Genomic DNA, 24,027 nt, shown 5'->3' on the forward strand with positions numbered 1-24,027 from the left:
GGAGTCTCCTTGACCACCATCCAGGTGGCCGGTCTGCATGTCCGGCACCGCAAGACCGTCGCCCTGCACTCCCTCGACCTCGACCTCGGCCGGGGTGTGCACGGGCTGCTCGGCCCGAACGGCGCGGGCAAGACCTCGCTGATCCGTGTGCTCGCCACGGTGGCCGCGCCGAGCGGCGGCCGGGTGCGGATGCTCGGCGAGGACGTCGCCGACCCGCGCGGACGCACCGAGGTCCGCCGCAGGCTCGGCTATCTGCCGCAGGAGTTCGGCTACTACCCGGGCTTCACCGTGCGCGAGTTCGTCGCCTACATGGCCTGGCTGAAGGAGATGCCGGCCGCCGTGACCCCGGCCGCCGTGGAGCGTGCCGTGGCCCGGGTCGGTCTCGCCGACCGGATCGACGCGAAGATCAAGACGCTGTCCGGGGGCATGGTCCGCCGGGTCGGCATCGCGCAGGCCGTCGTCAACGACCCCGCCGTCCTGCTCCTGGACGAGCCGACCGCGGGCCTCGACCCGGAGCAGCGCGTGGAGTTCCGCGAGCTGCTGCGCGAACTCGGCGCCCACGCCACGGTCGTGGTCTCCACGCATCTCGTGGAGGACGTGGCCGCGGCCTGCACGGAGGTCACGCTCATCGCCGGGGGCCGGCTCGCCTACCGCGGCACCCCCGAGGCGCTGACCGCCCTCGGCGCCACCGCGGACGGCGTCGGTGACCACCCCATCGAGCGCGGCTACACGGCCGCCCTGCGCGCCCACCGCGAGGTGGCGGCCCGATGACGCTCCTCGCCGAACGGAAGCCCACGACCACCACCGGGGGCAGCCCGCTCCGCCCCGAGTTCCTGCGCGGTTTCGCCCCGCTCGCCGGTGCCGCGATCCTGCTCACGCTGCTGGTCGCCCTGGCCGTACCGGCCGACAGCTGGCAGGGCGGCTGGGCGGAGACCCGGGACCGGACGCATGCCGCCGCGGTCCTGCTCGGTATCCCGCTGGCGCTGGCCGCGGGCTGCTGGCAGGGCGGGCGGGAGCGCCGGCGCGGTACCGGCGACCTGCTGGAGACCGCCGTACGCGGCGCGCTCCCCCGCTTCCTCGCGTCGGCGGTTCCCGTCGCCCTGTGGGTGGCCGTCGGGCAGCTGGCCGCCGCCGGGTGCGTGCTGCTGGCCACCTGGTACTGCGCCACCGGCGACAGCCCCTACCCGGCCGTGCCGCTGGCCGACTCCCTCCTCCTCGGCAGCGCGGCGCTCGCGGGCCACGCGGTGGGCCGTGCCGTGCGCTGGCGACTGGCGGCGCCGCTGCTGGCGACGGGCGCGTACGCCGTCCTCGGCTTCCTGTCCTACGACCGCGCCGAGGCCTACGCGCGGCTCTCCCCACTGATCGACACCTCCGTCACCAGGGTCACCGTGTGGTGGCAGCCCTGGGTGTCGGTGGTGTGGGTGGGCGGGCTCGCCCTGGCCGCGGTGCCGGCTCTCACCGCCCGCCGCCGGGCCACCGCCCTGGTGCCGCTGGCCTGCGCGACGGCCGCCGCGGTCGCTCTCGTCCAGACCGATGGCCTGACCCGCCCCAATCCGGTGGCCCAGCGGCAGGTCTGCGACACCACCACGACCCCGCAGGTGTGCGTGAACGAGCGGTACGAGAGGCTGCTGCCGCAGATCACCGAGGCCCTGTCCGGGCTGACGGGCCGCCTGGAGGGCGTGGACAACCTCCCCGTCCGCTTCGAGGACCACCCGGGCCGCCCCCGCGCCGGCGAGGTCGAGCTCCCGGGGGTCACCCCGCTCGGCTGGTCCGTCGTACGCGGGAAGCTCGCCGATCCGGGGCAGTACGCGTGGGAGGCGGGGATGGCCCTGCTCAGCCGTATCGAATGCGACGACACGGACCCCCTCGTCGACCGCACGGACGCGGCCGTGGAGCACTATCTGGCGCCGAGCCCGGTGGAGAAGCACTTCGACGAGCTGGACGCCAGGGGGGACGAGGCCCACCGCGCCGAACTGAAGGCCCGGAAGTGGGCCCGCGCCCGGCTGCTGGCGATGGCCGAGGACGAGCGCCGGGCCTGGCTGTCGGAGTACTTCGAGACGGCGGCCGACTGCGACCCGAAGGGGGTGCCCGCCCTGTGAGCGCCACCGGACCCGTCCTCTACGCCCGCTCCCGCGCCCTTCCGCAGACGGTCGCCGCGCTCGCCGCGACCACCCTGCTCGCCGTCTGGGCCGCCCACGCCCTGGACTCCTATCTCGACCCGGAGCGCAGGGTGCCGGTGGTGGCCCTGGCCCCGCTGGTGGCCGCCACGGCGATCGGCACCGGCCTGCACTCGGCCTCCGACGAACTGGACCGCACGGCGGTGCGCCCCTGGTGGCGCCGCAGGCTGATCCATCTGCTCGCCCTGAGCTCCCTGGCCGGAGCCCTGCTGCCGCTGGCGGTCCTGTCCGGCGCGCAGACCTTCGGCGCGCCCGCCATGGTCCGCAACGTCCTGGGCTGCGTCGGCCTGACGGCGGGCGCGGCGGTGCTCCTGGGCGCACGGCTGAGCTGGCTGCCGGTGTTCGCCTACGTCAGTGCGATGTACCTGGGGATCTCGGGCCTGCGGGGCACCGCGCTGCCCGCCTGGGCATGGCTGCTGGAGCCCGGTGCCGGCCCGGGCGCGTGGGCGACGGCCGCGGTGCTGTTCACCGTGGGGGGCGGCGCGTACGCGGTGAAGGGGGCGCGCGGGACTCCCTGAGAGCGGAAGCCCCTGAGAGCGGGACCCCTGAGGGCGAATGCCCCAGGGAGCCGCGCCCCCAGCACCCGTGTGCGGGGCACCCCGCACCGCGATACGCGAAGGCCCGGAACGTCAGGCGGAAATGCCGTCGATCCGGGCCAAGGCGTCGTCCGCCCCATACGGTTGCAAGTACGGCAACCAGCGCGGGTCACGATGCCCGGTGCCGATGATGCGCCAGGCCAGACCGGTCGGCGGAGCCGGTTTGTGCCGCAGCCGCCAGCCGATCTCGAACAGATGGCGGTCGGCCTTCACGTGGTTGCAGCGGCGGCAGGACGCCACCACGTTGTCCCAGACGTGCTTGCCCCCGCGGCTGCGCGGGATGACGTGGTCGACGCTGGTTGCGACGCCACCGCAGTACATGCACCGGCCCCCGTCGCGCGCGAAGAGCGCCCTGCGGGTGAGAGGAACGGGCCCCCGGTAGGGGACGCGCACGAATCGCTTGAGCCGGACCACGCTGGGGGCGGGGACGGTGACGGTCGCGCTGTGCAGATAGGCGCCGGACTCCTCGAGGCATACGGCCTTGTTCTCGAGGACGAGGACGAGCGCGCGGCGGAGCGGTACGACGCCGAGCGGCTCGTACGACGCGTTGAGGACCAGGACATGCGGCACGGATGCCTCCTTGGGCGTCGGCGGCGCGTGGCTCGCGCCGGGACGATCTGTAGTCAGTTTCCCCTCATGCCTGGTGATGGCGCCACCATGTCCCGGTAACGGGCTGGGAGTGTTTTCGACCACATCTGATGCATCCCCAGGAAGATGAACTCTTCATCCCACCAGTTCATCCCCACGTGGGGCCGGTTCCTCCCCCGAACATGGGGACGATGTGCACACGATGCCCCGATAGTGTGGTGGGTCTGCCCCGCCGGTGACCTTTTCGTGACCTTGACCGACCTTGAGCACCTGCCGGTGGGGCGGACCGCTGCACTGGAGGTACCCGCTGTGACCCTGCCCGCCGTCCTGCCGGCCGCCGACACGACCCCGTCGCCGGTCCCCTCCGAGACGACGACCCCGGCGGTCCCCACCATCCGGGACGCCCACGAGAGCGCGGCCGAGGCCGCCACCTGGGTCGAGCAGAACTGGTCGACCTGGCTGGCGATCGGTCTGCGCGTCCTGCTGATCGTGGTCATAGCGGCGATCCTGAGAGTCTTCGTGCGCCGCGCGATCACCAAGCTCATAGACCGGATGAGCCGCACCGCGTCGGCGGTCGACGGCACGGCCCTGGGCGGTCTGCTGGTCAACGCCGAGCGCCGGCGGCAGCGGTCGCAGGCGATCGGCTCGGTGCTGCGCTCGGTGGCCAGCTTCCTGATCATCGGCACGGCCGCCCTGATGGTCCTGGGCACCTTCGAGATCAATCTGGCCCCGCTGCTGGCGTCCGCCGGTGTCGCGGGCGTCGCGATCGGCTTCGGCGCCCGCAACCTGGTCACCGACTTCCTGTCCGGCGTCTTCATGATCCTGGAGGACCAGTACGGCGTCGGCGACACGATCGACGCGGGCGTGGCCTCCGGCGAGGTCATCGAGGTCGGTCTGCGGGTGACGAAGCTGCGCGGCGAGGGCGGCGAGATCTGGTACGTCCGCAACGGCGAGGTCAAGCGCATCGGCAACCTCTCGCAGGGCTGGTCGACGGCCGGGGTGGACGTCACGGTCGCCGCCGACGAGGACCTCGACAAGATCAAGGCCACCCTCGACGAGGTCGCCGAGAAGATGACCAAGGAGGAGCCGTGGAACGAGCTCCTCTGGGGCCCGATCGAGGTGCTGGGCCTGGACAGCGTGTCGCTGGACTCGATGGTGGTCCGGTTGTCCGCGAAGACCATGCCGGGCAAGTCCCTGACCGTGGAGCGCGAGCTGCGCTGGCGGGTCAAGCGCGCCTTCGACGCCGCCGACATCCCGATCATCGGCCGCCCGGCGCCGGCCGCGGACGACACGCCCGCACCCGACCCCACCGCCGCGGTGGCGGCCCCCTCGGCCTACGCCAGCGCCACCTCCCCGCAGTCCCAGGCGGCCACCCCGCTGACCCCGCCCAGCGTGACCAAGTAGCGGCCGCCGGCCCGGTCCCGCCGCGACGGCGCCCGCCGGTTTGCCCGGGCGGCCCGGACTGGCTTGGATGCCGGGGGCGACGGAGGGCGGGCGGGGACGGTGACTACGGTGGGCGAGCGGTCCCTGGGGCGGCGTTTCCGCTGGCTGTGGGCCGCGTACGCGGTGAGCACGTTCGGCACCCGGCTCGCCTTCGACGCGTTCGCGCTGATCGCGGTCCTCGCGCTGCACGCCGGGCCGACCGAGGTGGCGCTGCTGGCGGCATCGGGACTCGCCGTGGGCGCGGTGCTCGCGGTGCCGCTGGGCGCCTGGGTGGAGTTCCGCCCGAAGCGGCCGGTGATGGTCACGGCGGATCTGCTGCGCTGCGCGGCGCTGCTGAGCGTGCCCGTGGCGTTCGCGCTGGACGCGCTGAGCCTGGGCCAGCTGCTGGTGGTGTCGGTGGTGACCGCCGCGGCGGACATCACGTTCGGCGCGGCGAGCGGCGCGTTCCTGAAGTCCCTGCTGCCGCCGGAGGACCTGCTCGCGGCCAACGGCCGGTTCGAGGCGACGGCCTGGACGGCCACCGCGCTGGGCCCGCCGCTGGGCGGGGTGGCGATCGGGGTGTTCGGGCCGGTGGCGACGGTCCTGGCGGACGCGGCGAGCTATCTGCTGTCGGCGCTGGGGCTGCGGGCCGTGGGCGGCACGGAGAAGCGTCCGGCGCGTCCCGAAGCCGGGCGAGGACCCCGGCGGGGCGATCTGCGGGCGGGCTGGCGGTTCGTCCTCGGTGACGCGGTGCTGCGGCCGCTGTTCTTCAACACGGTCCTGGTGAACGCGCTGATCATGGTGTCGTCGCCGCTGCTGGCGGTCCTGATGCTGGGCCGGCTCGGCTTCACGCCCTGGCAGTACGGGCTCGCGTTCGCCCTGCCGTGCCTGGGCGGCCTGCTGGGCTCCCGGTTCGCGCGGCGGCTGGTCGCCCGCCACGGGCAGCGCCGGATCCTGCTGGCCTCCGGCACGCTGCGCGCCTGCTGGTCGATCGGCCTGGCCTTCGTGGGCCCTGGCACGGCCGGACTGGTCCTCGTCATGGCCGTGGAGTTCGGCCTGATCACCTGTTCCGCGGTGTTCACCCCGGTCCTCGCCACCCAGCGCCTGGAGCGGACCCCACAGGACCGGGTGACCCGGACGCTGACGGCGTGGTCGATCACCAGCAAGACGGTGACGGCCGCCATGACCGCGCTCTGGGGCGTACTGGCGATGGCGACGGGCCCGCGGGCCGCGATCGCGGTCGCCGGTGTGCTGCTGCTGGCGACACCGCTGCTGCTGCCCTGGCGCGAGCGTGCGCGGGAGCCGCACCCCGGTGCTCAGGCGCCTGGCGCGCCGCAGCCGGACCTGCCCAGGTGACGAGCGGGTTTCGCCGGACGGAATCCCTTGACGCCGTCTTCCCCTCGGGCTTAGCTTCCTCCGCAGAAGACAGGAAACCTTCCTAACAGTCTTCGCGAGGGCGTCCCGGGATGGACTTCGCCCGGAGATCACTGGGAAGCTGGGCAGCCGAGAGGCAGGTGTCGAACCCCATGGCAGGAACCGCCGGTACGCCGGGCACCCCGCGCGTCCTGCGCGCCATGAACGACCGCGCCGCGCTGGACCTCCTCCTGGAGCACGGGCCGCTGTCGCGCACCCGGATCGGCAAGCTGACCGGTCTGTCCAAGCCGACCGCCTCCCAGCTGCTGGCCCGCCTGGAGGCCGCCGGCCTCGTCCTGGCCACCGGCACCACGGAGGGCAGGCCCGGCCCCAACGCCCAGCTCTACGAGGTCGACCCGAGGGCCGGATACGCCGCGGGCCTCGACGTCACCCCGGAGCGCATCCTCGCCGCCGTGGCCGACATCACCGGCCGCACCGTCGGGTCGTACGCCCTGCCCACCCCCGGCAGACGTCCGGCCCAGCCGGTCGTACGGCAGGTCACCGACGCCCTCGACGGGGCGGTGAAGGCGGCGGGCCTGACCCGGTCCGACGTCCACCGGCTCGTCATCGGCACGCCCGGCGCCTTCGACCCGAACACGGGCCGGCTGCGCTACGCCTCCCATCTGCCCGGCTGGCACTCCCCCGAGCTGCTCGGCGAGCTCGCGGCGGCCCTGCCGATGCCGGTCGAGTACGAGAACGACGTCAACCTCGCGGCGGTGGCCGAGCAGCGGCTCGGCGCCGCACGCGGCCACGAGGACTTCGTCCTGCTGTGGAGCGAGGGCGGTCTCGGCGCCGCCCTGGTCCTCGGCGGCCGGCTGCACCGCGGCTGGACCGGCGGCGCGGGCGAGGTCGGCTTCCTGCCGGTGCCGGGCACCCCCCTCGTCCGCCAGGTGACCAAGGCCAACAGCGGCGGCTACCAGGAACTGGCCGGATCCCAGGCCGTCCCCCGCCTCGCCCGTGAACTCGGCGTCCCGGACATCCCGTCGGGGCCGTACGCGGAGGTGGCCGCCACCCTCGTCGAGCGGGCGGCCGCCCACCACGACGGTCCCCACCGGCAGCTCCTGGAGACCTACGCGACCCGGCTGGCCACCGGTCTGGCCTCCCTGGTCTCCGTCCTCGACCCGGAGCTGGTCGTCCTCAGCGGCGCCTCGCTGACCGCGGGCGGGGACACCCTGCGCACCCTCGTCCAGGACGAGCTGGAGGAACTGGCCGCCGCCAGGCCCCGGCTCGTGGTCGGCGAGGTCCGTGAACACCCCGTGCTGCGGGGCGCGCTGGAGAGCGCCCTCGCGGCCACCCGCGACGAGGTCTTCGACACCTCGCGCTGACCCGCGTCCCACCCACCCGCACACCCACACCCACCCCTTCCCGCCCTTGGGAGACCCCGTCATGCCCGGAAAGTCCAGGAACGTCATACCCTCGATGCCCCGCCGGACCGCCGCCGCCCTCGCCGCGTCCGCCTCCCTGGCGCTGCTCGCCACGGCCTGTACGGGCTCGTCGGAGGCCGGCGCGAACGACGACCCGAACGCGCGGACCACGATCACCTTCTGGCACGGCTGGAGCGCGCCCGCCGAGGTGAAGGCGATCCAGGCGAACGTCGACGCGTTCGAGAAGGCGCACCCGAACATCACGGTGAAGGTCGTCGGCAACATCAACGACGACAAGCTCAACCAGGCGCTGCGCGCGGGCGGTTCGAACGGCCCCGACGTGGTGTCGTCGTTCACGACCTCCAACATCGGCAAGTTCTGCTCCTCGGGCGCCTTCCTCGACCTCAAGCCCTTCATCGAGAAGTCCAAGCTGGACCTCGACAAGCTGATCCCGAAGCCGATGCTGGACTACACCCAGTTCGAGGGCACCCGCTGCGCCCTGCCCCTGCTCGGCGACGCCTACGGCCTCTACTACAACAAGGACGCCTTCGAGAAGGCCGGCATCACCGCGCCGCCGAAGACCTGGTCGGAATTCGCGAAGGTCGCCAAGAAGCTGACAGTCAGCAAGGGGGACAGCTACGAGCAGCTCGGCTTCATGCCGACGTACCACGGCTACGAGACGGTCGTGGACCACTACATGTCCCAGTGGGACCACGCCTACTTCGACCAGGACGGCAAGTCGAACATCGCCGAGGACCCCGCCTTCGCCGAGATGTTCACGTACCAGAAGAAGCTGATCGACGACCTCGGCGGCTTCGCGAAGCTGGAGAGGTACCGCAACACCTTCGGCGACGAGTGGGGCGCCAAGCACCCGTTCCACACCGGCCAGGTGGCCATGCAGCTCGACGGCGAGTGGCGGCTGGGGATGGCGAAGGACGCCGGGGCCGACTTCGAGATCGGCACCGCGCCGATGCCCGTGGCCGACGACGAGGTGGACGAGTACGGCAAGGGCTTCCTCTCCGGCACGGTCATCGGGATCGCCCCGCGGAGCGAGAAGCAGAACGCGGCCTGGGAGCTGGTGAAGTACCTGACGACGGACACCGGGGCCGTCGTGTCCTTCGCCAACGCCATCCACAACGTGCCGTCCACCTTCGAGGCCCTGAAGTCCCCCGACCTGAAGGTGGACGCCGGGTTCAAGACGTTCCTGGACATCGCGCAGCACCCGGACTCGAACACCCCGCCCGCGTCCGTCAACGGCTCCACCTACCAGACCACGCTCCAGGACTTCGGCTACCAGTACGAGTCCGGCAAGGTGAAGGACCTGAAGGCCGGTCTGGAGAAGACCGCGCAGCAGATCGACACCGACATCGAGCAGGCGAAGTAGCCTCCGATGGCGACGCACACACTCCGCGCGAAGCGCCGCAGGTCGGCGCTTCGGACGGTGGCCTTCCTGTCACCGTGGCTCATCGGGTTCGGTGTCTTCTTCGCCTATCCGCTGGTGTCCACCGGCTACTTCTCCCTCATGAAGTACGACGGCTTCGGCACCCCCGTCTTCCGCGGCCTGGACAACTGGCTCTACGTCTTCCAGGACTACCCGCTGTTCTGGCCGGCGCTGCGCAACACGCTGTGGCTCGTGCTGGTGATGGTGACCTGCCGGGTGGTGTTCGGGCTGGGCGTCGGACTGCTCATCACGAAGATCAGGACGGGGACGGGTGTCTTCCGCACCCTGTTCTATCTGCCCTACCTCGCCCCGCCGGTCGCCGCGACGCTCGCCTTCGTCTTCCTGCTCAACCCCGGCACCGGACCCGTCAACTCCGTGCTCGACGGGCTCGGTCTGCCCACGCCCGGCTGGTTCACCGACCCCGCATGGTCCAAGCCCGCCCTCACCGCGCTCGCGCTCTGGGGGGTGGGCGACGTCATGGTCATCTTCATGGCCGCCCTGCTGGACGTGCCGAAGGAGCAGTACGAGGCCGCCGAACTCGACGGCGCCTCGGCCTGGCAGCGGTTCCGCTATGTCACCCTGCCGAACATCTCGCCGATCGTGATGTTCGCCGTCGTCACGGGCGTCATCCAGACCATGCAGTACTACACACAGCCGCTGGTCGCCGGGAAGGTCGCCTCCGGCATCATCGGCGGCTCCGGCCAGCAGTTCGAGCCGGGCTACCCCGACAAGTCGACGCTGACCCTCCCCCAGCTCGTCTACAACCTCGGCTTCCAGCGCTTCGACTACGGCTCCGCCTGTGTGGTCGCGCTCGTCCTGTTCGCCCTCGCCATGGCGTTCACCGCGCTGCTGATGCGGCGCCGGGGCGGACTCGTCCAGGCAGGTGACTGACCATGACCCAGGTGCTGGAGCGGCCCGTGGACACGGGCGCCCCGACCGTCGCCGAACGCACCGCCCGCCGCAGGGCGGTGCTGGAGTGGATCGCCGTGCACTCCCTGGGCGTCGCAGCCGCCCTGTTCTTCACACTGCCCTTCGTGTTCGTCGTGCTGACCTCGCTGATGAGCGACCAGCAGGCCCTGACCCGGGACCTGATTCCCCGGACCTGGGAGTGGGGCAACTACGCCCAGGTGTTCGACACCCCCGGCTTTCTGACCTGGTGGCGCAACACACTGCTCTACGCCGGCCTGGGCACGGTCCTCACCGTGGTGTCGTCCGTGCCGGTCGCGTACGCGCTCGCCAAGTTCCGCTTCCGGGGCCGGAATCTGACGCTCATGCTGGTCATCTCGATGATGATGCTGCCGCCACAGGTCGTCATCATCCCCATGTACCTGTTCTGGGCGAAGCAGCTGGACCTGTCGGGCACCCTGTGGCCGCTGATCATCCCGATGGCGTTCGGCGACGCCTTCTCGATCTTCCTGCTGCGCCAGTTCCTCACCACCAGCCCCGACGAGTACCTGGACGCGGCCAGGGTCGACGGCTGCGGCGAACTGCGCACACTGCTGCGGGTGGTGCTGCCCATGGCGAAACCGGGTATCGCCGCTGTGGCCCTGTTCCAGTTCTTCTACGCCTGGAACGACTACTTCGGGCCGCAGATCTACGCGTCCGAGAACCCGGGCGCGTGGACCCTGTCGTACGGACTGGAGTCGTTCAAGGGGGCGCACCACACCGACTGGAATCTGACGATGGCCGCGACCGTGCTGGTCATGGCCCCCGTGATCCTCGTGTTCTTCTTCGCCCAGAAAGCGTTCGTAGAGGGCGTCACGCTCACCGGAGTAAAGGGCTGAATCTCAAGTGAAACTCACCGTGGTCGGCGGAGGCTCGACCTACACGCCGGAACTCGTCGACGGCTTCGCGCGCCTCCGCGACACCCTGCCCATCGAGGAACTGGTCCTCACCGACCCGGCGACGGACCGTCTGGAGCTGGTCGGCGGCCTCGCCCGCCGGATCTTCGCCCGCCAGGCCCACGACGGGCGGATCACCACGACGACCGACCTGGACGCGGCCGTCGACGGCGCCGACGCCGTCCTGCTGCAGTTGCGCGTCGGCGGCCAGGCGGCCAGGCAGCAGGACGAGACGTGGCCCCTGGAGTGCGGCTGCGTCGGCCAGGAGACCACGGGCGCCGGCGGCCTCGCGAAGGCCCTGCGGACCGTGCCGGTCGTCCTGGACATCGCCGAGCGGGTCCGGCGCGCCAACCCGGGCGCCTGGATCATCGACTTCACCAACCCGGTCGGCATCGTCACCCGCGCCCTGCTCCAGGAGGGGCACCGGGCGGTCGGCCTGTGCAACGTGGCGATCGGCTTCCAGCGCAAGTTCGCCGCCCTGCTCGGCGTCCGCCCCGCCGAGGTCCACCTCGACCACGTGGGCCTCAACCACCTCACCTGGGAGACCGGGGTGCGCCTGGGCGGCCCCGAGGGCGCGGACGTCCTGCCGAAGCTGCTCGCCGAGCACGGCGACGCCCTCGCCGGCGACCTGCGTCTGCCCCGCGTCCTGCTGGACCGGCTGGGCGTGGTCCCGTCGTACTACCTGCGCTACTTCTACGCCCACGACGAGGTCGTACGGGAGATGCGCACCAAGCCGTCCCGCGCAGCCGAGGTCGCCGAGATGGAACGGCAACTGCTCGCGCTGTACGCCGACCCGGCGCTCGACGAGAAGCCGGAGCTGTTGTCCAAGCGGGGCGGGGCGTACTACTCGGAGGCGGCCGTCGATCTCGCGGCGGCCCTGCTGACCGGCGCCGGCAGCCCCTTCCAGGTGGTGAACACCCTGAACCGGGGCACGCTGCCCTTCCTCCCCGACGACGCGGTGATCGAGGTGCAGGCGGCCGTCGGGCGGGACGGCGCCGCCCCGCTGCCCGTCCCCCATGTCGACCCGCTGTACGCGGGCCTGATGGCCCAGGTGACGGCGTACGAGGACCTGGCGCTCGGGGCGGCCCTGCACGGCGGCCGCGACCGGGTGTTCCGGGCGCTCCTCGCCCACCCCCTCGTCGGCCAGTTCGAGTACGCCGAGAAGCTCACCGACGAGCTGATCGCACACAACCGGGAGCATCTCGCGTGGGCATGACCGCACGTGTCCTCGCCGTAGACGCGGGCAACAGCAAGACCGACGTGGCGGTCGTGGCCGCCGACGGCACCGTCCTGGCCACGGCCCGAGCGGGAGGCTTCCGGCCGCCCGCCGTGGGCGTCGAGGAGGCGATGGACACGCTCGCCGGGGCCGTTCGGGAGGCGTTCACGGCCGCCGGCGTGACCTCCGCCGACCATGTCTCGGCGTGCCTGGCCAACGCCGACCTGCCGGTGGAGGAGGAGACCCTGGCGGCCGCGCTGCACGCGCGCGCGTGGGGCACACGCGTCGAGGTCCGCAACGACACCTTCGCGATCCTGCGCGCCGGAGTCGCCGAGCCCCGCGGGGTGGCCGTCGTCTGCGGTGCCGGCATCAACTGCGTGGGCATGCGCCCCGACGGGCGCACCGCCCGCTTCCCCGCGCTCGGCCGGGTCTCCGGGGACTGGGGCGGGGGCGGGGGCCTCGCGGAGGAGGCCCTGTGGCACGCGGCGCGGGCGGAGGACGGGCGGGGCGCGCCGACCGCCCTCGCCGAGTCGCTGCCCGCGCACTTCGGGCTGCCCTCGATGTACGCGCTGATCGAGGCCCTGCACCTGGGGCACCTCGCGGAGGGCCGCCGGCACGAACTGGTCCCGGTGCTGTTCGCGACCGCGGCGGCCGGCGATCCGGTGGCGCGCTCCCTGGTCGACCGGCAGGCCGACGAGGTGGCCACCATGGCGACGGTCGCCCTGACCCGGCTGGGGCTGCTGGAGGAGGAGACGCCGGTCCTGCTCGGGGGCAGCGTCCTGGCGGCCCGCCATCCCCAGTTGGACGACGGCGTACGGGACCTGCTGGCGGTGCGCGCCCCCAAGGCCGTACCGCGGGTGGTGGCCGCGCGCCCGGTGCTGGGCGCGGCGCTGCTGGGGCTGGACGCGGTGGGCGCCCCGGAGGAGGCGCACGCCCGGCTGCGGCGGCATTTCGAGCCGTAGGTCATGTCCGCCGCGTTTCGCCCGTGTTCAGGGGTGACCAGGTGGAACCGAACCGATTCCCACGGCGTTCTCATGGGCAGGGGGTGGTGCGGGGGCGTGTCCGGCGGTGCCGGGTGCCGGACGGCCGCCGTGACCGGACCAGGATCGGGTGAAGGCCGGTGCGGACGCCGGTGCGGACGGCGATACTGGCCCGCGACGGATGGCCATGGGGGAGGTCGGCATGACAGGGACACCGGGCGGCAGCGCGCCGCCACCACCGAGCCGGGACCCGGTCCAGGCTGCGCCGACGCTGCCGTCCCTGCCGCCCCAACCCGGGCCGCCCGCACCGGAGTCGGCGCCCGCCTCCGCCGCCCCGCCGCCGGTGCCGCGGCCCCGCCGCACCGCGTTCGCGGAGGGCTTCGACCAGCTCAGGGCGACCGCCACGACCGAGCCGGGCCGGCTGCGGATCCTCGGTGCCGTCCTCGCGCTGCTCGTCGTCGCGTTCGGCTCGGTCGCCGCCTGGCAGATGACGGAGCGTACGGCCGCCGCCGACGACGTCCTGCACCGCAGCCAGCCGCTCAGCTCCGACGCGGCCGACATCTACCGCTCCCTGGCCGACGCCAACACGGCGGCGGCCAGCGGCTATCTCGCGGGCCTGCACGAGAAGCCGGCGATGCGCGCGGGCTACGAGAAGGACATCCGCACGGCCGCCGCCAAGCTCGTCACCGCCGCCGCCAACTCCGAGCCGGGCTCCCCCTCCGCCCGGACGATCGCCTCGCTGAGCCGGCTGCTGCCCGAGTACAAGGGCCTGGTCGAGACCGCGCGGGCCAACAACCGGCAGGGCTACCCGGTCGGCGGCGCCTATCTGCGGGCCGCCAACGAGATGATGCAGCAGCGGATGCTGCCGGCCGCCGAGAAGCTGTACCGCACGGAGAACCGCCGTCTGGGCGCCGACTACGCCGACGCCCGGTCCTTCCCGTGGGCCTCGCTCGGCCTCGGCGTCCTCGCGCTGGCCGCCCTGCTGTGGGCCCAGCACCGCACCTACCGGCGCACCAACCGCGTCCTCAACCACGGCCTCGTCACCGCCACGGCCGCCGCCACGATCGCCCTGCTGTGGCTCACGGTCAGCCACACCGTGGCCCGCGCAGGCCTGGACGACTCCCATGAGCACGGCGTGCGCTCCCTGACGGTGCTCCACGAGGCCCGGATCGCCTCCCTGACCGCCCGCAGCGACGAGAACCTCACCCTGGTCCGCCGCGGCGCCGACACCCGCGCCCTGGACGACGGCACCGTCGTCGACACCTACGAGTGGGGCTACGACCGGCAGATCGACGCCCTGCGCACGGCGCTCGCGCGGGCCGCCGACCTCGCCGACGACAAGGCGGGTGCCGAGCCCGTACGGGACGCGAACGGCTTCATGAAGGTCTGGAAGCAGCGCCACGACCTCGCCCGCGCCGACAACGACTCCGGGAACTACCAGGCGGCCCGCGACCGGGTCATCGGCACCGCGAAGGACCCGACGAGCGTCTGCTTCGACAACGTCGACAAGGCGCTGGCGGCCGCGCTCACCCATGAGCAGGGCGAGTTCCGGCGGGCCGCGGGCGGCGGCCTCGACGCGCTGACCGGCGTCCCCGCGGGCGCCGCCGTCCTCGCGGTGCTGGGCGCGGCGGGCGCGGTCCTCGGCATCGGCCGCAGGCTGTCGGAGTACCGGTGAGAGGGGGCAGGACGATGAACGCACACGCCGGGGCGCCCCGCGTCCGGGACGGCGGCTCCGCCCACTGGTGGCGGCGTCTGCGGGCGGGCCTGCGCGGCTGGGGCGGCGTCGGCGCGATGGCGCTGGTCTGCGCCCTGGCGGTCAGCGCCGCGCTGCTCCTCCCCCTGTCCCAGCCCGCCGGCGACGGCACCCCGGCCGGGCACGGCGTGACCCGTGCCGTGCAGGCCAGGGCCGACGACTGTAAGGACCCGCAGGACCGCAGCCTGCCGCCGTCCGGCGGCGACGGGAGGACGCCGACGATCGACGCCGTCAAGGCCCGCGAGGACCGGCGTCTGGTCGTCGGCGTCGACACCAACAGCTATCGCTGGGGCTACCTCGACCCGAACAACCCCTCGGGCGATCTGGAGGGGTTCGACATCGACCTGGTCCACCGGATAGCCGAGGACCTGCTGGGCGACCGCGACGCCGTGCGGTTCAAGGCCATCCCGACCAGCCGCCGTATCGAGGCGATCCAGAAGGGCGAGGTCGACATGGTGGTGCGCACCATGACGATCACCTGTGACCGGCTGGAGCAAGTCGCGTTCTCCGCGCCCTACTTCGTCACCGGCCAGCAGGTCCTCGCACCCAAGACGTCGCAGGTCACCGGGTTCGACAAGTCCCTCGCGGACCGCAAGGTGTGCTCGGCTCGGGGATCCACCGCGTACGACAACCTCGAAGCGGGCAGGAAGGAAGGCGTCCTGCCCGACTCCACCGACATCCGCACCACCGTCCCCAACCAGCTGGACTGCCTGGTCAAGCTGCAACTGGGGGAGGTCGACGCGGTCGTCACGGACGGCGCGCTCGCGGCGAGCCAGGCGGCGCAGGACCCGGCGATCGAGCTCAAGGGCGGGCTGTTCACGGACGAGTACTACGGAGTGGCGATGAAAAGGGGATCCGACGATCTGGTCCGCCGGGTCAACCGGATCCTGGAGGACTACGTCGAGGACGGTGGCTGGGCGGAGTCGTACGAGAAGTGGCTGCACCCCACCATGGACACGGACGGCAGGAAGTCGGCGTCGGCGACCCCGCCCGAGGCCGACTACGCGTGAGCGGACCGCGACCGCGGGACGGCACGCACGGCACGCACGACCCACTGACGGAACTCAACGCAGCGAGAGGTGATCGATGGGCGTCACGGACCCCGCCGGGCCGGTGATGGACCGGGACGAGGTGGACCGTGCGCTGGCGCGGCTCGGCCAGGAGCACGAGGCGATCGAGACCTCGCTGCTCGCCCTCCAGGACCACGCGGGCCGCAGACTCCTCGAAGGGGCCGAGCTGACCGGCGTGACCAAGGAGCGCTGGACGTCCGTGGAGGCGTCGATCACGCTGCTGTGGGCGTACTTCGACGCCTACACCGGCGCGTTGCGCTCGGCCCGGGAGATCCGGTCCCGGCGCCGCTGGTCCAGCCGCGAGGACCTGGTGGAGCTGACCGAGCTGCTGCGCGGCGAGTGTGTGACGGTGCCCGACTCGCCGTCCCTGCCGGGCGGTCCGGGCCGGCTGAGCGAGCGGTACTCGCTGGCCGCGCTGGTGGACCGGATGAACGAGCTGTACGCGACTTCGCTGGACATGGTCGTGGCCGCCGACGCGGTCTGGTCCGCGCTGCCCGCCCGGATCGATCTACTCGCCGCCGAGCTCCAGCGCACCCGCCGGCTCGCGCACTCCGTCGGGGTGCGCCCCGGCGAGCATCCGGCCGGGGACGACCTCGAGCGGATCACCCGCACCCTGACCCGGCTGCGCGCCGAGGTGGTGTCGGACCCGCTGGCGCACTGGGTGCCGGCCAAGGGCAGTTCGGCGCCGGGCGGCGGCCGCCCGGACACCACGGTGTACGACCGTGAGGCGCGCGCCCTGGAGGATGTGCGCCGGGAGATCGACGCGGTCCTGACGGTCCGCCAGGACGCCGAGAAGCGCCTGGTGCGGCTGCGGGACGTGCTGTCCCGCGCGGACCGCACGCTCGCCGAGGCCCGCACCGCGCGCGGCGAGGTGCTGGCGAAGATCGCCGCCACCGAGGTCCCGGTGGTCAGCGGTCCTCCGACGGTGCTCCAGGAGCAGCTGGCGACGGCCGCCGAGTACCGCCGTCATGCCCAGTGGCACCGCCTGTCGCCGCTGCTGGAGTCCCTGGAGCAGAAGGCCGAGGACGAACTGCTGCGGGCCCGCGAGTCGTTGACGGCGGTCACCGCGCCCCTGGCGGTCCGCGCCGAGCTGCGCGGCCGGCTCGACGCGTACAAGGCGAAGGTGGCCCGGCACGGCCTCGCGGAGGACCCGCTGCTCATCGAGCGCTACGACGCGGCGCGCCGCATGCTGTGGAGCGCGCCCTGCGATCTGCGCGTCGCGGAGCAGGCGGTCCTGCGCTATCAGCAGGCGGCGGCCGAGCTGCTCGGAGGGGGCCGTATCCCGGGTCCGCGCACCCCGGAGGACGGTGCGGGAGGCGGGACATGAGGGGCAGGGGGGAGACATGAGCCAGGCGGGGCAGACCTGTCAGCGCCCGGACTGCACCGGGTCGTACGAGGACATGGGCGGCGGTGAGCTGTACTGCGACACCTGCGGCCTGGCCCCGGTCGTCTCGGCGACCGGCACGATCGGCTCGCCGCCCACCGGGGTCGCGGCGGGTGCCAAGGGCACCTCGGGCAGCGGCGGTTCGCGTCCCACGGGCCGGGGCAGCTCGCGTACGTCGTCGCAGTCCTCGAGGTCCCGGCGGTCGGTGTCGGGGCGGTTGTCGCGCTCGGTGGCGGGGCGGTCCACGGGCCGTTCGGTGTCGGTGCGCAGCTCCGGTTCGACGTCCGGTTCCAGCGGCCGGGGCCGGCTCGGCGCCGGGCTGGTGCAGGTGCCGGACGTGCCGCGTCCGGACCCGCGCGCGATGGTGCTGGAGAAGGCGGAGGTGCCGGAGCGCAAGCGGTTCTGCTCCCGCTCCGACTGCGGCGCGCCCGTCGGCCGGGCCCGCGGCGACCGGCCGGGCCGCACCGAGGGGTTCTGCACGAAGTGCGGGCACCCGTACTCGTTCGTGCCCAAGCTGCGCGCCGGGGACATCGTGCACGGCCAGTACGAGGTCGCGGGCTGTCTGGCGCACGGCGGGCTGGGCTGGATCTATCTGGCCGTGGACCGGGCGGTCTCCGACCGCTGGGTGGTGCTGAAGGGCCTGCTCGACACCGGTGACCAGGACGCGATGGCGGCGGCGATATCCGAGCGGCGCTTCCTCGCGGAGATCGAGCACGCCAACATCGTGCGGATCTACAACTTCGTCGAGCACCTCGACCAGCGCACCGGCTCCCTCGACGGCTACATCGTGATGGAGTACGTCGGCGGCAAGTCGCTGAAGGAGATAGCCAACGCCCGCCGTACGGAGGCGGGCCGCCGCGACCCGCTGCCGGTGGAGCAGGCGTGCGCGTACGGCATCGAGGCGCTGGAGGCCCTCGGCCATCTGCACAGCCGCAATCTGCTGTACTGCGACTTCAAGGTCGACAACGCCATCCAGACCGAGGACCAGCTCAAGCTGATCGACATGGGCGCGGTCCGCCGGATGGACGACGACGAGTCGGCCGTCTACGGCACGGTCGGCTACCAGGCCCCGGAGGTCGCCGAGGTCGGTCCGTCGGTCGCCTCCGACCTGTACACGGTCGCCCGTACGCTCGCCGTGCTGACCTTCGACTTCCAGGGCTACACGAACGTCTACGCCGACTCGCTGCCCGACCCCGACCACATCGAGGTCTTCCGCCGGTACGAGTCCTTCTACCGGCTCCTGGTCCGCGCCACCGACCCCGACCCGGCCCGCCGGTTCGCCTCCGCGCAGGAGATGACCGAGCAGCTGACGGGGGTGCTGCGCGAGGTCGTCTCGCTCCAGACGGGCCGGGCGAGGCCCGCGCTGTCCACGCTGTTCGGGCCGGAGGTGCGGGTCACCGACACGGTCCTGTTCCCGGAGCCGGCCGGGGAGGTCTCCCGGCTGGGGGCGCGCCCGGTGCCCGCCCGCCGGACGCCGGCCGTGCCCGCGCCGGCCGGCGGACGGATCGTCAAGGAGGCCGACGCCCCCGCCGCCGCGCTGGCGCTGCCGGTCCCCCGGGTCGACCCCGCGGACCCGAACGCCGGTTTCCTCGCGGGTCTGTCGACCACCGGCCCGGCCGAGCTGCTCGGCGCGCTCGCCGCGGTGCCGGCGCCGTCCACGGAGTCCCGGCTGCGGCAGGTCCGCGCCCGGCTGGAGAGCGGGGACACGGGCACCGCGCACGAGGCCCTGCTGAAGCTGGAGGACGAACGCCCCGACGACTGGCGGGTCGTCTGGTATCGGGGGGTTGCCGCGCTCGTCACCAGGGACCACGAGGGCGCCGCGCTCGCCTTCGACGCGGTCTACGACGCCTTCCCCGGGGAACTCGCCCCGAAGCTGGCCCTGGGCCTGTGCGCGGAGGTGCTGGGCCAGTTGGACAACGCCGCCGAGTACTACCACCTCGTGTGGACCACCGACCCCAGCCATGTCAGCGCCGCGTTCGGCCTGGCCCGCGTCCAGCTCGCCACGGGCGACCGCCGGGAGGCCGTGGCGACCCTGGAGTCCGTCCCGGAGAGCTCGATCCACTACACGGCGGCCCGTGTCGCGGCGGTCCGGGCCCGGCTGCGTCAACGCACGGCGGCCGCCGGGGACGTACCGTTCCTGGACGACCTGACCGCCGCGGCGGGCCAGGTGGAGGCGCTGGACGCGTACGGCCTGGACCCGGCGCGCCGGGAGGAGTTGTCGGCGGAAGTGCTCGGTGCGGCGCTGGACTGGATACTCTCCGGTGGCCAGGGTTCCGCCCCGTCCGCCCCCCAAGGACGGACGCTGCTCGGCAGTGGCCTGGACGAGCGGGGACTGCGGTTCGGCCTGGAGCGCTCGTACCGCATGCTGGCCCGGCTGGCCCGGGGCGGCGAGGAGAGGATCGACCTGGTGGAACGTGCCAACCGTTACCGCCCCCGGACGTGGGTGTAGTTGATGTCGCAGATGCCCCAGTTGTCCGCCTGCCCGAGCTGCGCCTGGCCGCTCGACTCGGGTGACCGTTTCTGCGGTGCGTGCGGATACGACCTGTCCGCCGTGCCCGCACGGCCGGACGACCATCCCACCATCACCCTGAACGGCTCGGCCGCCGGCGGTCACGATCTGCCCCCGGGCACCCCTCCCCCGCCGCCGGTGCCGCCGCCCGGCGTCCCGGCCCCCGCCGCGCCCGCCCCGCCGCCGTTCCCGGCGCAGGCCGGCGAGAGCGACCCCGCGACCCCGCGCACGCCCACCGTGCCGGACGGCGTCCCCGTACCGACCGAGTCACCCGAGGCGGGCTCCTCCGGAGTGCGCCTGGACCGTCCGGACCGGCCCGACGAGTACGCCCTGCAGGCCCCGGACCCCCGGGTGAGCGCCGGGCCGCCGACCCCGCCGGAGGGCACCAAGGTGTGCGTCGCCTGCCGCGCGGGCCGCGTCGACCGGGACGGTTACTGCGAGAACTGCGGGCACGCCCAGCCCCGCGAACGGGACCACATGGAGCAGGAGGCCGGCCCGATCGCCGCCGTCAGCGACCGCGGCCTGCGCCACCACCGCAACGAGGACGCGTTCGCCGTCGCCTGCACGACCCTGCCGGACGGGCGCCCGGCGACTCTGGCGATGGTCTGCGACGGGGTGTCCTCGGCGACCCGCCCCGACGACGCCTCCCTCGCGGCGGCCCGCGCCTCCGCCGAGTCGCTGCTGGCCGCGCTGCCCCGCGGCACCCATCCGCAGCAGGCCCTGCACGAGGCGATCGTCGCCGCCTCCAACGCGGTCAACGCGCTCGCCGCCGAACCGGCCACGGCCCGCGAGCAGGCCCCGCACCAGAACGCGCCGGCCTGCACGATCGTCGGCTCCGTCGTCACCCCCGACCTGCTGGTCGTCGGCTGGGTCGGGGACAGCCGCGTCTACTGGGTCCCGGCCGACCGCTCCACCGCCCCGGCCCGGCTCACCGAGGACGACTCCTGGGCCGCGCAGATGGTCGCGGCGGGCCTGATGAACGAGGCCGAGGCGTACGCCGACGAGCGCGCCCACGCCATCACGGGCTGGCTCGGCGCGGACGCCTACGAACTGGAGCCGCACACCGCGTCCTTCAAGCCGGACCGCCCGGGCGTCGTCGTCGTGTGCACGGACGGCCTGTGGAACTACGCCGAGGCCGCCGAGCACATGGCGGAGATCGTCCCGGCCGACGCGGCCACGCGCCCCCTGCACGCCGCCCGGGTGCTCGTGGGCCACGCCCTCGACGGCGGCGGCCACGACAACGTAACAGTGGCCGTCCTGCCGTTCCCGGCACCGCCGACGGGGGCAGGATCGGGCTGAGGCCTGACGCGGGGACGGCCTCAACGGACCGGAGGGGACCGGTCCGTCGACTGCCATGACCCCAGCACGGGGTCCCTCAGGGGGATTTGATCAGAAATGGCCAACTTTTCGAAACCGAGCGTGCCGCGGTTCTCGGTGGACGTGTACCAGAACGAGTACCTGCCGGAGGGTGGCCGCGAGGTCGACGCGATCGTCACCGTCACCTCCACGGGTGGCGGCACCCTCGCCGGGGCGGCCACCGCACCCCGCCCGGCGGGACCGGACGCGGGCGCGGCCGTCGCGCTGATGGTCGACTGTTCCGGCTCGATGGACTATCCGCCGACCAAGATGCGCAACGCCCGCGACGCCACGGCCGCCGCCGTCGACACCCTGCGCGACGGCGTCCACTTCGCGGTGATCGGCGGCACCCACGTGGCCAAGGAGGTCTACCCGGGCGGCGGCCGCCTCGCGGTCGCCGACGCCGGCACCCGCGAGCAGGCCAAACAGGCGCTGCGCAGGCTGAGCGCGGGCGGCGGCACCGCCATCGGCACCTGGCTGCGCCTCGCCGACCGGCTGCTCTCGTCCGCCGACGTCGCCATCCGGCACGGCATCCTGCTCACCGACGGCCGCAACGAGCACGAGTCGGCCGAGGACCTGAAGGCGGCGCTGGACGCCTGTGCCGGGCGGTTCACCTGTGACGCCCGGGGCGTGGGCACCGACTGGGAAGTGAAAGAAGTCACATCCATCGCCTCCGCCCTCCTCGGCAGCGCCGACATCGTCGCCGACCCGGCCGGTCTGGCCGCCGACTTCACGCGGATGATGGAGACCGCGATGGGCAAGGAGGTCGCGGACGTCGCCCTGCGGGTGTGGACACCGGTCGGCACCACGATCAGGTTCGTCAAGCAGGTCGCGCCCACGGTCGAGGAGCTGACCGGCCGCCGTACCGAGGCCGGACCGCGCGCCGGCGACTACCCCACGGGCTCCTGGGGCGACGAGTCCCGTGACTACCACGTATGCGTGGAGGTTCCGGCCGCCGGACTGGGCCAGGAGATGCTCGCCGCCCGGGTCTCCCTGGTCGTGCCCCAACCGGACGGAAGTGCTCAGAACCTGGGCGCACAAGGTCTCGTACGGGCCGTATGGACCGACGACATGACCGCTTCGACGTCGATCAACCCCCAAGTCGCCCACTACACCGGCCAGGCCGAACTGGCGCAGGCCATCCAAGAAGGGCTCGATCTCCGCAAAGCGGGCGATATCGATGGAGCAACGGCCAAACTGGGCCGCGCCGTTCAGCTCGCCGGCGCCTCCGGAAACGCGGATACCGCGAAACTCCTTGCGAAGGTGGTGGACGTGGTCGATGCCGCGACGGGTACTGTGCGACTGAAGGCGAAGGTCGCGGAGGCCGACGAGATGACACTCGAGACACGGTCGACAAAGACTGTTCGTGTAAAGAAGTGACCAGCAGGACCTTGTAGAAGCATCGAGCCTGGCCCCTCGGGGTGGGAAGAAATCCGGTCGAGAACGACCGGAAAGGAGAGGGGGAAGCGCCGACATGCCGACCTGCCCGAACGGACACCAGTCGGGTTCCGACGACTGGTGCGAGGTCTGCGGTCACCGCATGGCCGGTGCCGTACCTCCGCCCCCGCCGCCGCCCCCGCCCGCCGGCGGCTACGGCTTCCCGCCGCCCGGCGGCCCCGGTGGTCCGGGCGGCCATGGCGGTCCCGGTGGCCCCGGTGGTCATGGTGGCCCCGGTGGCCCGAACCCCGGTCAGCAGGGTGGCCGTCCGCCCATGCCCGGCGGCCGTGAGCCCGAGCTCTGCCCGCAGTGCCGCACGCCCCGTGAGGGCGGTGCGCCGTTCTGCGAGGAGTGCCGGTGGAACTTCCTGACGAACACGGCGACCTCGTACACGCCGGCCGCCCCGCGCCCCCCGGCGCCCGGCGGCCCCGGCCTGCCCTCGCACTTCCAGCAGCAGTCGGGTCCCCCGCCGTCGTTCGGCGGCGGTGACTCCTACGACTACCAGGGCTCGCGCCCGTCCCAGGTGAACCGCCCGGCCGAGCCGATCCCGCCGTTCGGCGCGGACCCGCAGGGCCAGGGCGGCCGCGGCGGTCATGGCGGACCGGGTGGTCACGGTGGACCTGGCGGTCACGGCGGCCCGGGTGGCTTCGGCGGCGGCCCCGGCGGTCCCGGTGGCGGTCCTGGCGGACCCGGCGGCTTCGGCGACCCCTCGCGGCAGGCTCCCCCGCCGCCCGCCCCCACGCAGCCCGGCCCCGGCGCGGGCGGTGGCGCACCGCAGGCCTTCCACCCGGCCGGCCCCGGCCCGTCGGCCCCGCAGGCCCCCTCCGGCTACCCGCAGGAGGGCAACCGCCCGCAGCAGGGCGGCCCGTCCTTCGGCGGCGGCGGGGACGACTGGGTGATCTCGCCCCCGTCCTCGGGCCCCGGCCAGGGTGCGCCGGGCGGTCCCGGACAGGGCGGCTACGGCTACCCGCAGCAGGGCCCCGGCCAGGCACCGCCGCCCGGCCCCGGCTACGGGCAGCAGCCGGCGACCTGGACCGCGACCATCGGTCCGGACCGTGAGTACTTCATGGCGATGATGCAGCGCTCCGGCCCGGAGGCCGCGGGCCTGAACCTGCCCGCGTACTCGCCCGAGCAGCAGCGCACGCTCACCGGCAACCAGGTCACCATCGGCCGCCGCCGGCACTCCACCGGCGAGTCCCCCGACATCGACCTGTCGGTGCCGCCGGAGGACCCGGGTGTCTCGCACCAGCACGCGGTGCTGGTCCAGCAGCCGGACGGCACCTGGGCCGTCGTCGACCAGAACTCGACGAACGGCACCACGGTGAACAACTCCGAGGACCCGATCCAGCCCTTCGTCCCCGTCCCGCTCCAGGACGGCGACCGGGTGCACGTCGGGGCGTGGACGACGATCACGATCCGGCGCGGATAACTTCCGCACCCCGGCTCACGGAGGGGCGGTCGTACGGTGTGCAGGCGCCGG

General features: G+C 73.3%; 20 protein-coding genes. 18 read left to right on the plus strand and 2 right to left on the minus strand.

Going from position 1 to position 24,027, the window contains the following annotated elements; all coding sequences use genetic code 11:
- Window positions 1-9 precede the first annotated feature (9 nt).
- From DC008_RS11640 to DC008_RS11650, 3 genes are read left to right on the plus strand one after another with little or no spacing between them, the layout of a single operon-like run.
- Complete coding sequence (locus tag DC008_RS11640; RefSeq protein ID WP_235072823.1) at window positions 10-771, plus strand: ABC transporter ATP-binding protein; 762 nt, start codon at window positions 10-12, stop codon at window positions 769-771.
- The gene (locus DC008_RS11645) at window positions 768-2,099 is read left to right on the plus strand and encodes a hypothetical protein (protein WP_108706913.1); all 1,332 of its coding nucleotides are present in this window, start codon (window positions 768-770) and stop codon (window positions 2,097-2,099) included. Before DC008_RS11640 ends, DC008_RS11645 begins: the two co-directional genes overlap by 4 nt.
- Entirely contained in the window at window positions 2,096-2,695 is a 600-nt protein-coding gene (locus DC008_RS11650) for a hypothetical protein (protein WP_108706914.1), read from the plus strand. The genes DC008_RS11645 and DC008_RS11650 overlap by 4 nt, the downstream gene beginning before the upstream one ends.
- 111 nt (window positions 2,696-2,806) lie before the next feature.
- On the opposite strand, the gene DC008_RS11655 is transcribed toward DC008_RS11650, so the two are convergent.
- Window positions 2,807-3,343 carry an HNH endonuclease gene (locus DC008_RS11655; RefSeq protein ID WP_019760491.1) on the minus strand — a complete coding sequence of 179 codons (537 nt, stop codon included), beginning with the start codon at window positions 3,341-3,343 and terminating at the stop codon, window positions 2,807-2,809.
- Window positions 3,344-3,670: 327 nt separating this feature from the next.
- On the opposite strand from DC008_RS11655, the gene DC008_RS11660 reads away from it, so the two are divergent.
- The 11 genes from DC008_RS11660 (at window position 3,671) to DC008_RS11710 (ending at window position 17,188) form a co-directional block, all read left to right on the plus strand.
- Window positions 3,671-4,765, plus strand: coding sequence for a mechanosensitive ion channel family protein (locus DC008_RS11660; protein ID WP_164492292.1), 1,095 nt, complete (start codon window positions 3,671-3,673; stop codon window positions 4,763-4,765).
- Window positions 4,766-4,873: 108 nt separating this feature from the next.
- Window positions 4,874-6,139 carry an MFS transporter gene (locus DC008_RS11665; RefSeq protein WP_108706916.1) on the plus strand — a complete coding sequence of 422 codons (1,266 nt, stop codon included), beginning with the start codon at window positions 4,874-4,876 and terminating at the stop codon, window positions 6,137-6,139.
- A gap of 170 nt (window positions 6,140-6,309) precedes the next feature.
- Window positions 6,310-7,521 carry an ROK family transcriptional regulator gene (locus DC008_RS11670; RefSeq protein WP_108706917.1) on the plus strand — a complete coding sequence of 404 codons (1,212 nt, stop codon included), beginning with the start codon at window positions 6,310-6,312 and terminating at the stop codon, window positions 7,519-7,521.
- 94 nt (window positions 7,522-7,615) lie between these two features.
- Complete coding sequence (locus tag DC008_RS11675) at window positions 7,616-8,944, plus strand: ABC transporter substrate-binding protein (protein WP_208645848.1); 1,329 nt, start codon at window positions 7,616-7,618, stop codon at window positions 8,942-8,944.
- Window positions 8,945-8,950: 6 nt separating this feature from the next.
- Complete coding sequence (locus DC008_RS11680) at window positions 8,951-9,892, plus strand: carbohydrate ABC transporter permease (RefSeq protein ID WP_108706918.1); 942 nt, start codon at window positions 8,951-8,953, stop codon at window positions 9,890-9,892.
- Window positions 9,893-9,894: 2 nt separating this feature from the next.
- Window positions 9,895-10,785 carry a carbohydrate ABC transporter permease gene (locus DC008_RS11685; RefSeq protein ID WP_108706919.1) on the plus strand — a complete coding sequence of 297 codons (891 nt, stop codon included), beginning with the start codon at window positions 9,895-9,897 and terminating at the stop codon, window positions 10,783-10,785.
- Between the two features lie 7 nt (window positions 10,786-10,792).
- On the plus strand, window positions 10,793-12,058 hold the full coding sequence (locus DC008_RS11690) for a 6-phospho-beta-glucosidase (protein WP_108706920.1): 1,266 nt from the start codon (window positions 10,793-10,795) through the stop codon (window positions 12,056-12,058).
- On the plus strand, window positions 12,055-13,020 hold the full coding sequence (locus DC008_RS11695) for an N-acetylglucosamine kinase (RefSeq protein ID WP_208645849.1): 966 nt from the start codon (window positions 12,055-12,057) through the stop codon (window positions 13,018-13,020). The genes DC008_RS11690 and DC008_RS11695 overlap by 4 nt, the downstream gene beginning before the upstream one ends.
- 220 nt (window positions 13,021-13,240) lie before the next feature.
- Window positions 13,241-14,713 carry a hypothetical protein gene (locus tag DC008_RS11700; protein WP_108710658.1) on the plus strand — a complete coding sequence of 491 codons (1,473 nt, stop codon included), beginning with the start codon at window positions 13,241-13,243 and terminating at the stop codon, window positions 14,711-14,713.
- A 14-nt stretch (window positions 14,714-14,727) separates the two neighbouring features.
- Entirely contained in the window at window positions 14,728-15,801 is a 1,074-nt protein-coding gene (locus tag DC008_RS11705) for a glutamate ABC transporter substrate-binding protein (protein ID WP_108706922.1), read from the plus strand.
- A gap of 76 nt (window positions 15,802-15,877) precedes the next feature.
- Window positions 15,878-17,188: a coiled-coil domain-containing protein gene (locus DC008_RS11710; protein ID WP_108706923.1), complete on the plus strand. Its 1,311-nt coding sequence runs from the start codon at window positions 15,878-15,880 to the stop codon at window positions 17,186-17,188.
- 39 nt (window positions 17,189-17,227) lie between these two features.
- On the opposite strand, the gene DC008_RS36455 is transcribed toward DC008_RS11710, so the two are convergent.
- Complete coding sequence (locus tag DC008_RS36455) at window positions 17,228-17,491, minus strand: hypothetical protein (protein WP_425276536.1); 264 nt, start codon at window positions 17,489-17,491, stop codon at window positions 17,228-17,230.
- Between the two features lie 10 nt (window positions 17,492-17,501).
- Between DC008_RS36455 and DC008_RS11715 the strand changes: the two genes are divergently transcribed.
- From DC008_RS11715 to DC008_RS11730, 4 genes are all read left to right on the plus strand, one after another.
- The gene (locus DC008_RS11715; protein WP_425276537.1) at window positions 17,502-19,694 is read left to right on the plus strand and encodes a serine/threonine-protein kinase; all 2,193 of its coding nucleotides are present in this window, start codon (window positions 17,502-17,504) and stop codon (window positions 19,692-19,694) included.
- Complete coding sequence (locus DC008_RS11720; protein WP_164492293.1) at window positions 19,695-21,053, plus strand: PP2C family protein-serine/threonine phosphatase; 1,359 nt, start codon at window positions 19,695-19,697, stop codon at window positions 21,051-21,053.
- A gap of 96 nt (window positions 21,054-21,149) precedes the next feature.
- Entirely contained in the window at window positions 21,150-22,490 is a 1,341-nt protein-coding gene (locus DC008_RS11725) for a vWA domain-containing protein (protein WP_108706925.1), read from the plus strand.
- 94 nt (window positions 22,491-22,584) lie between these two features.
- Complete coding sequence (locus DC008_RS11730) at window positions 22,585-23,976, plus strand: FHA domain-containing protein (RefSeq protein ID WP_108706926.1); 1,392 nt, start codon at window positions 22,585-22,587, stop codon at window positions 23,974-23,976.
- Window positions 23,977-24,027: the final 51 nt, after the last annotated feature.

This window comes from Streptomyces nigra (assembly GCF_003074055.1).
GTDB lineage: Bacteria > Actinomycetota > Actinomycetes > Streptomycetales > Streptomycetaceae > Streptomyces > Streptomyces nigra.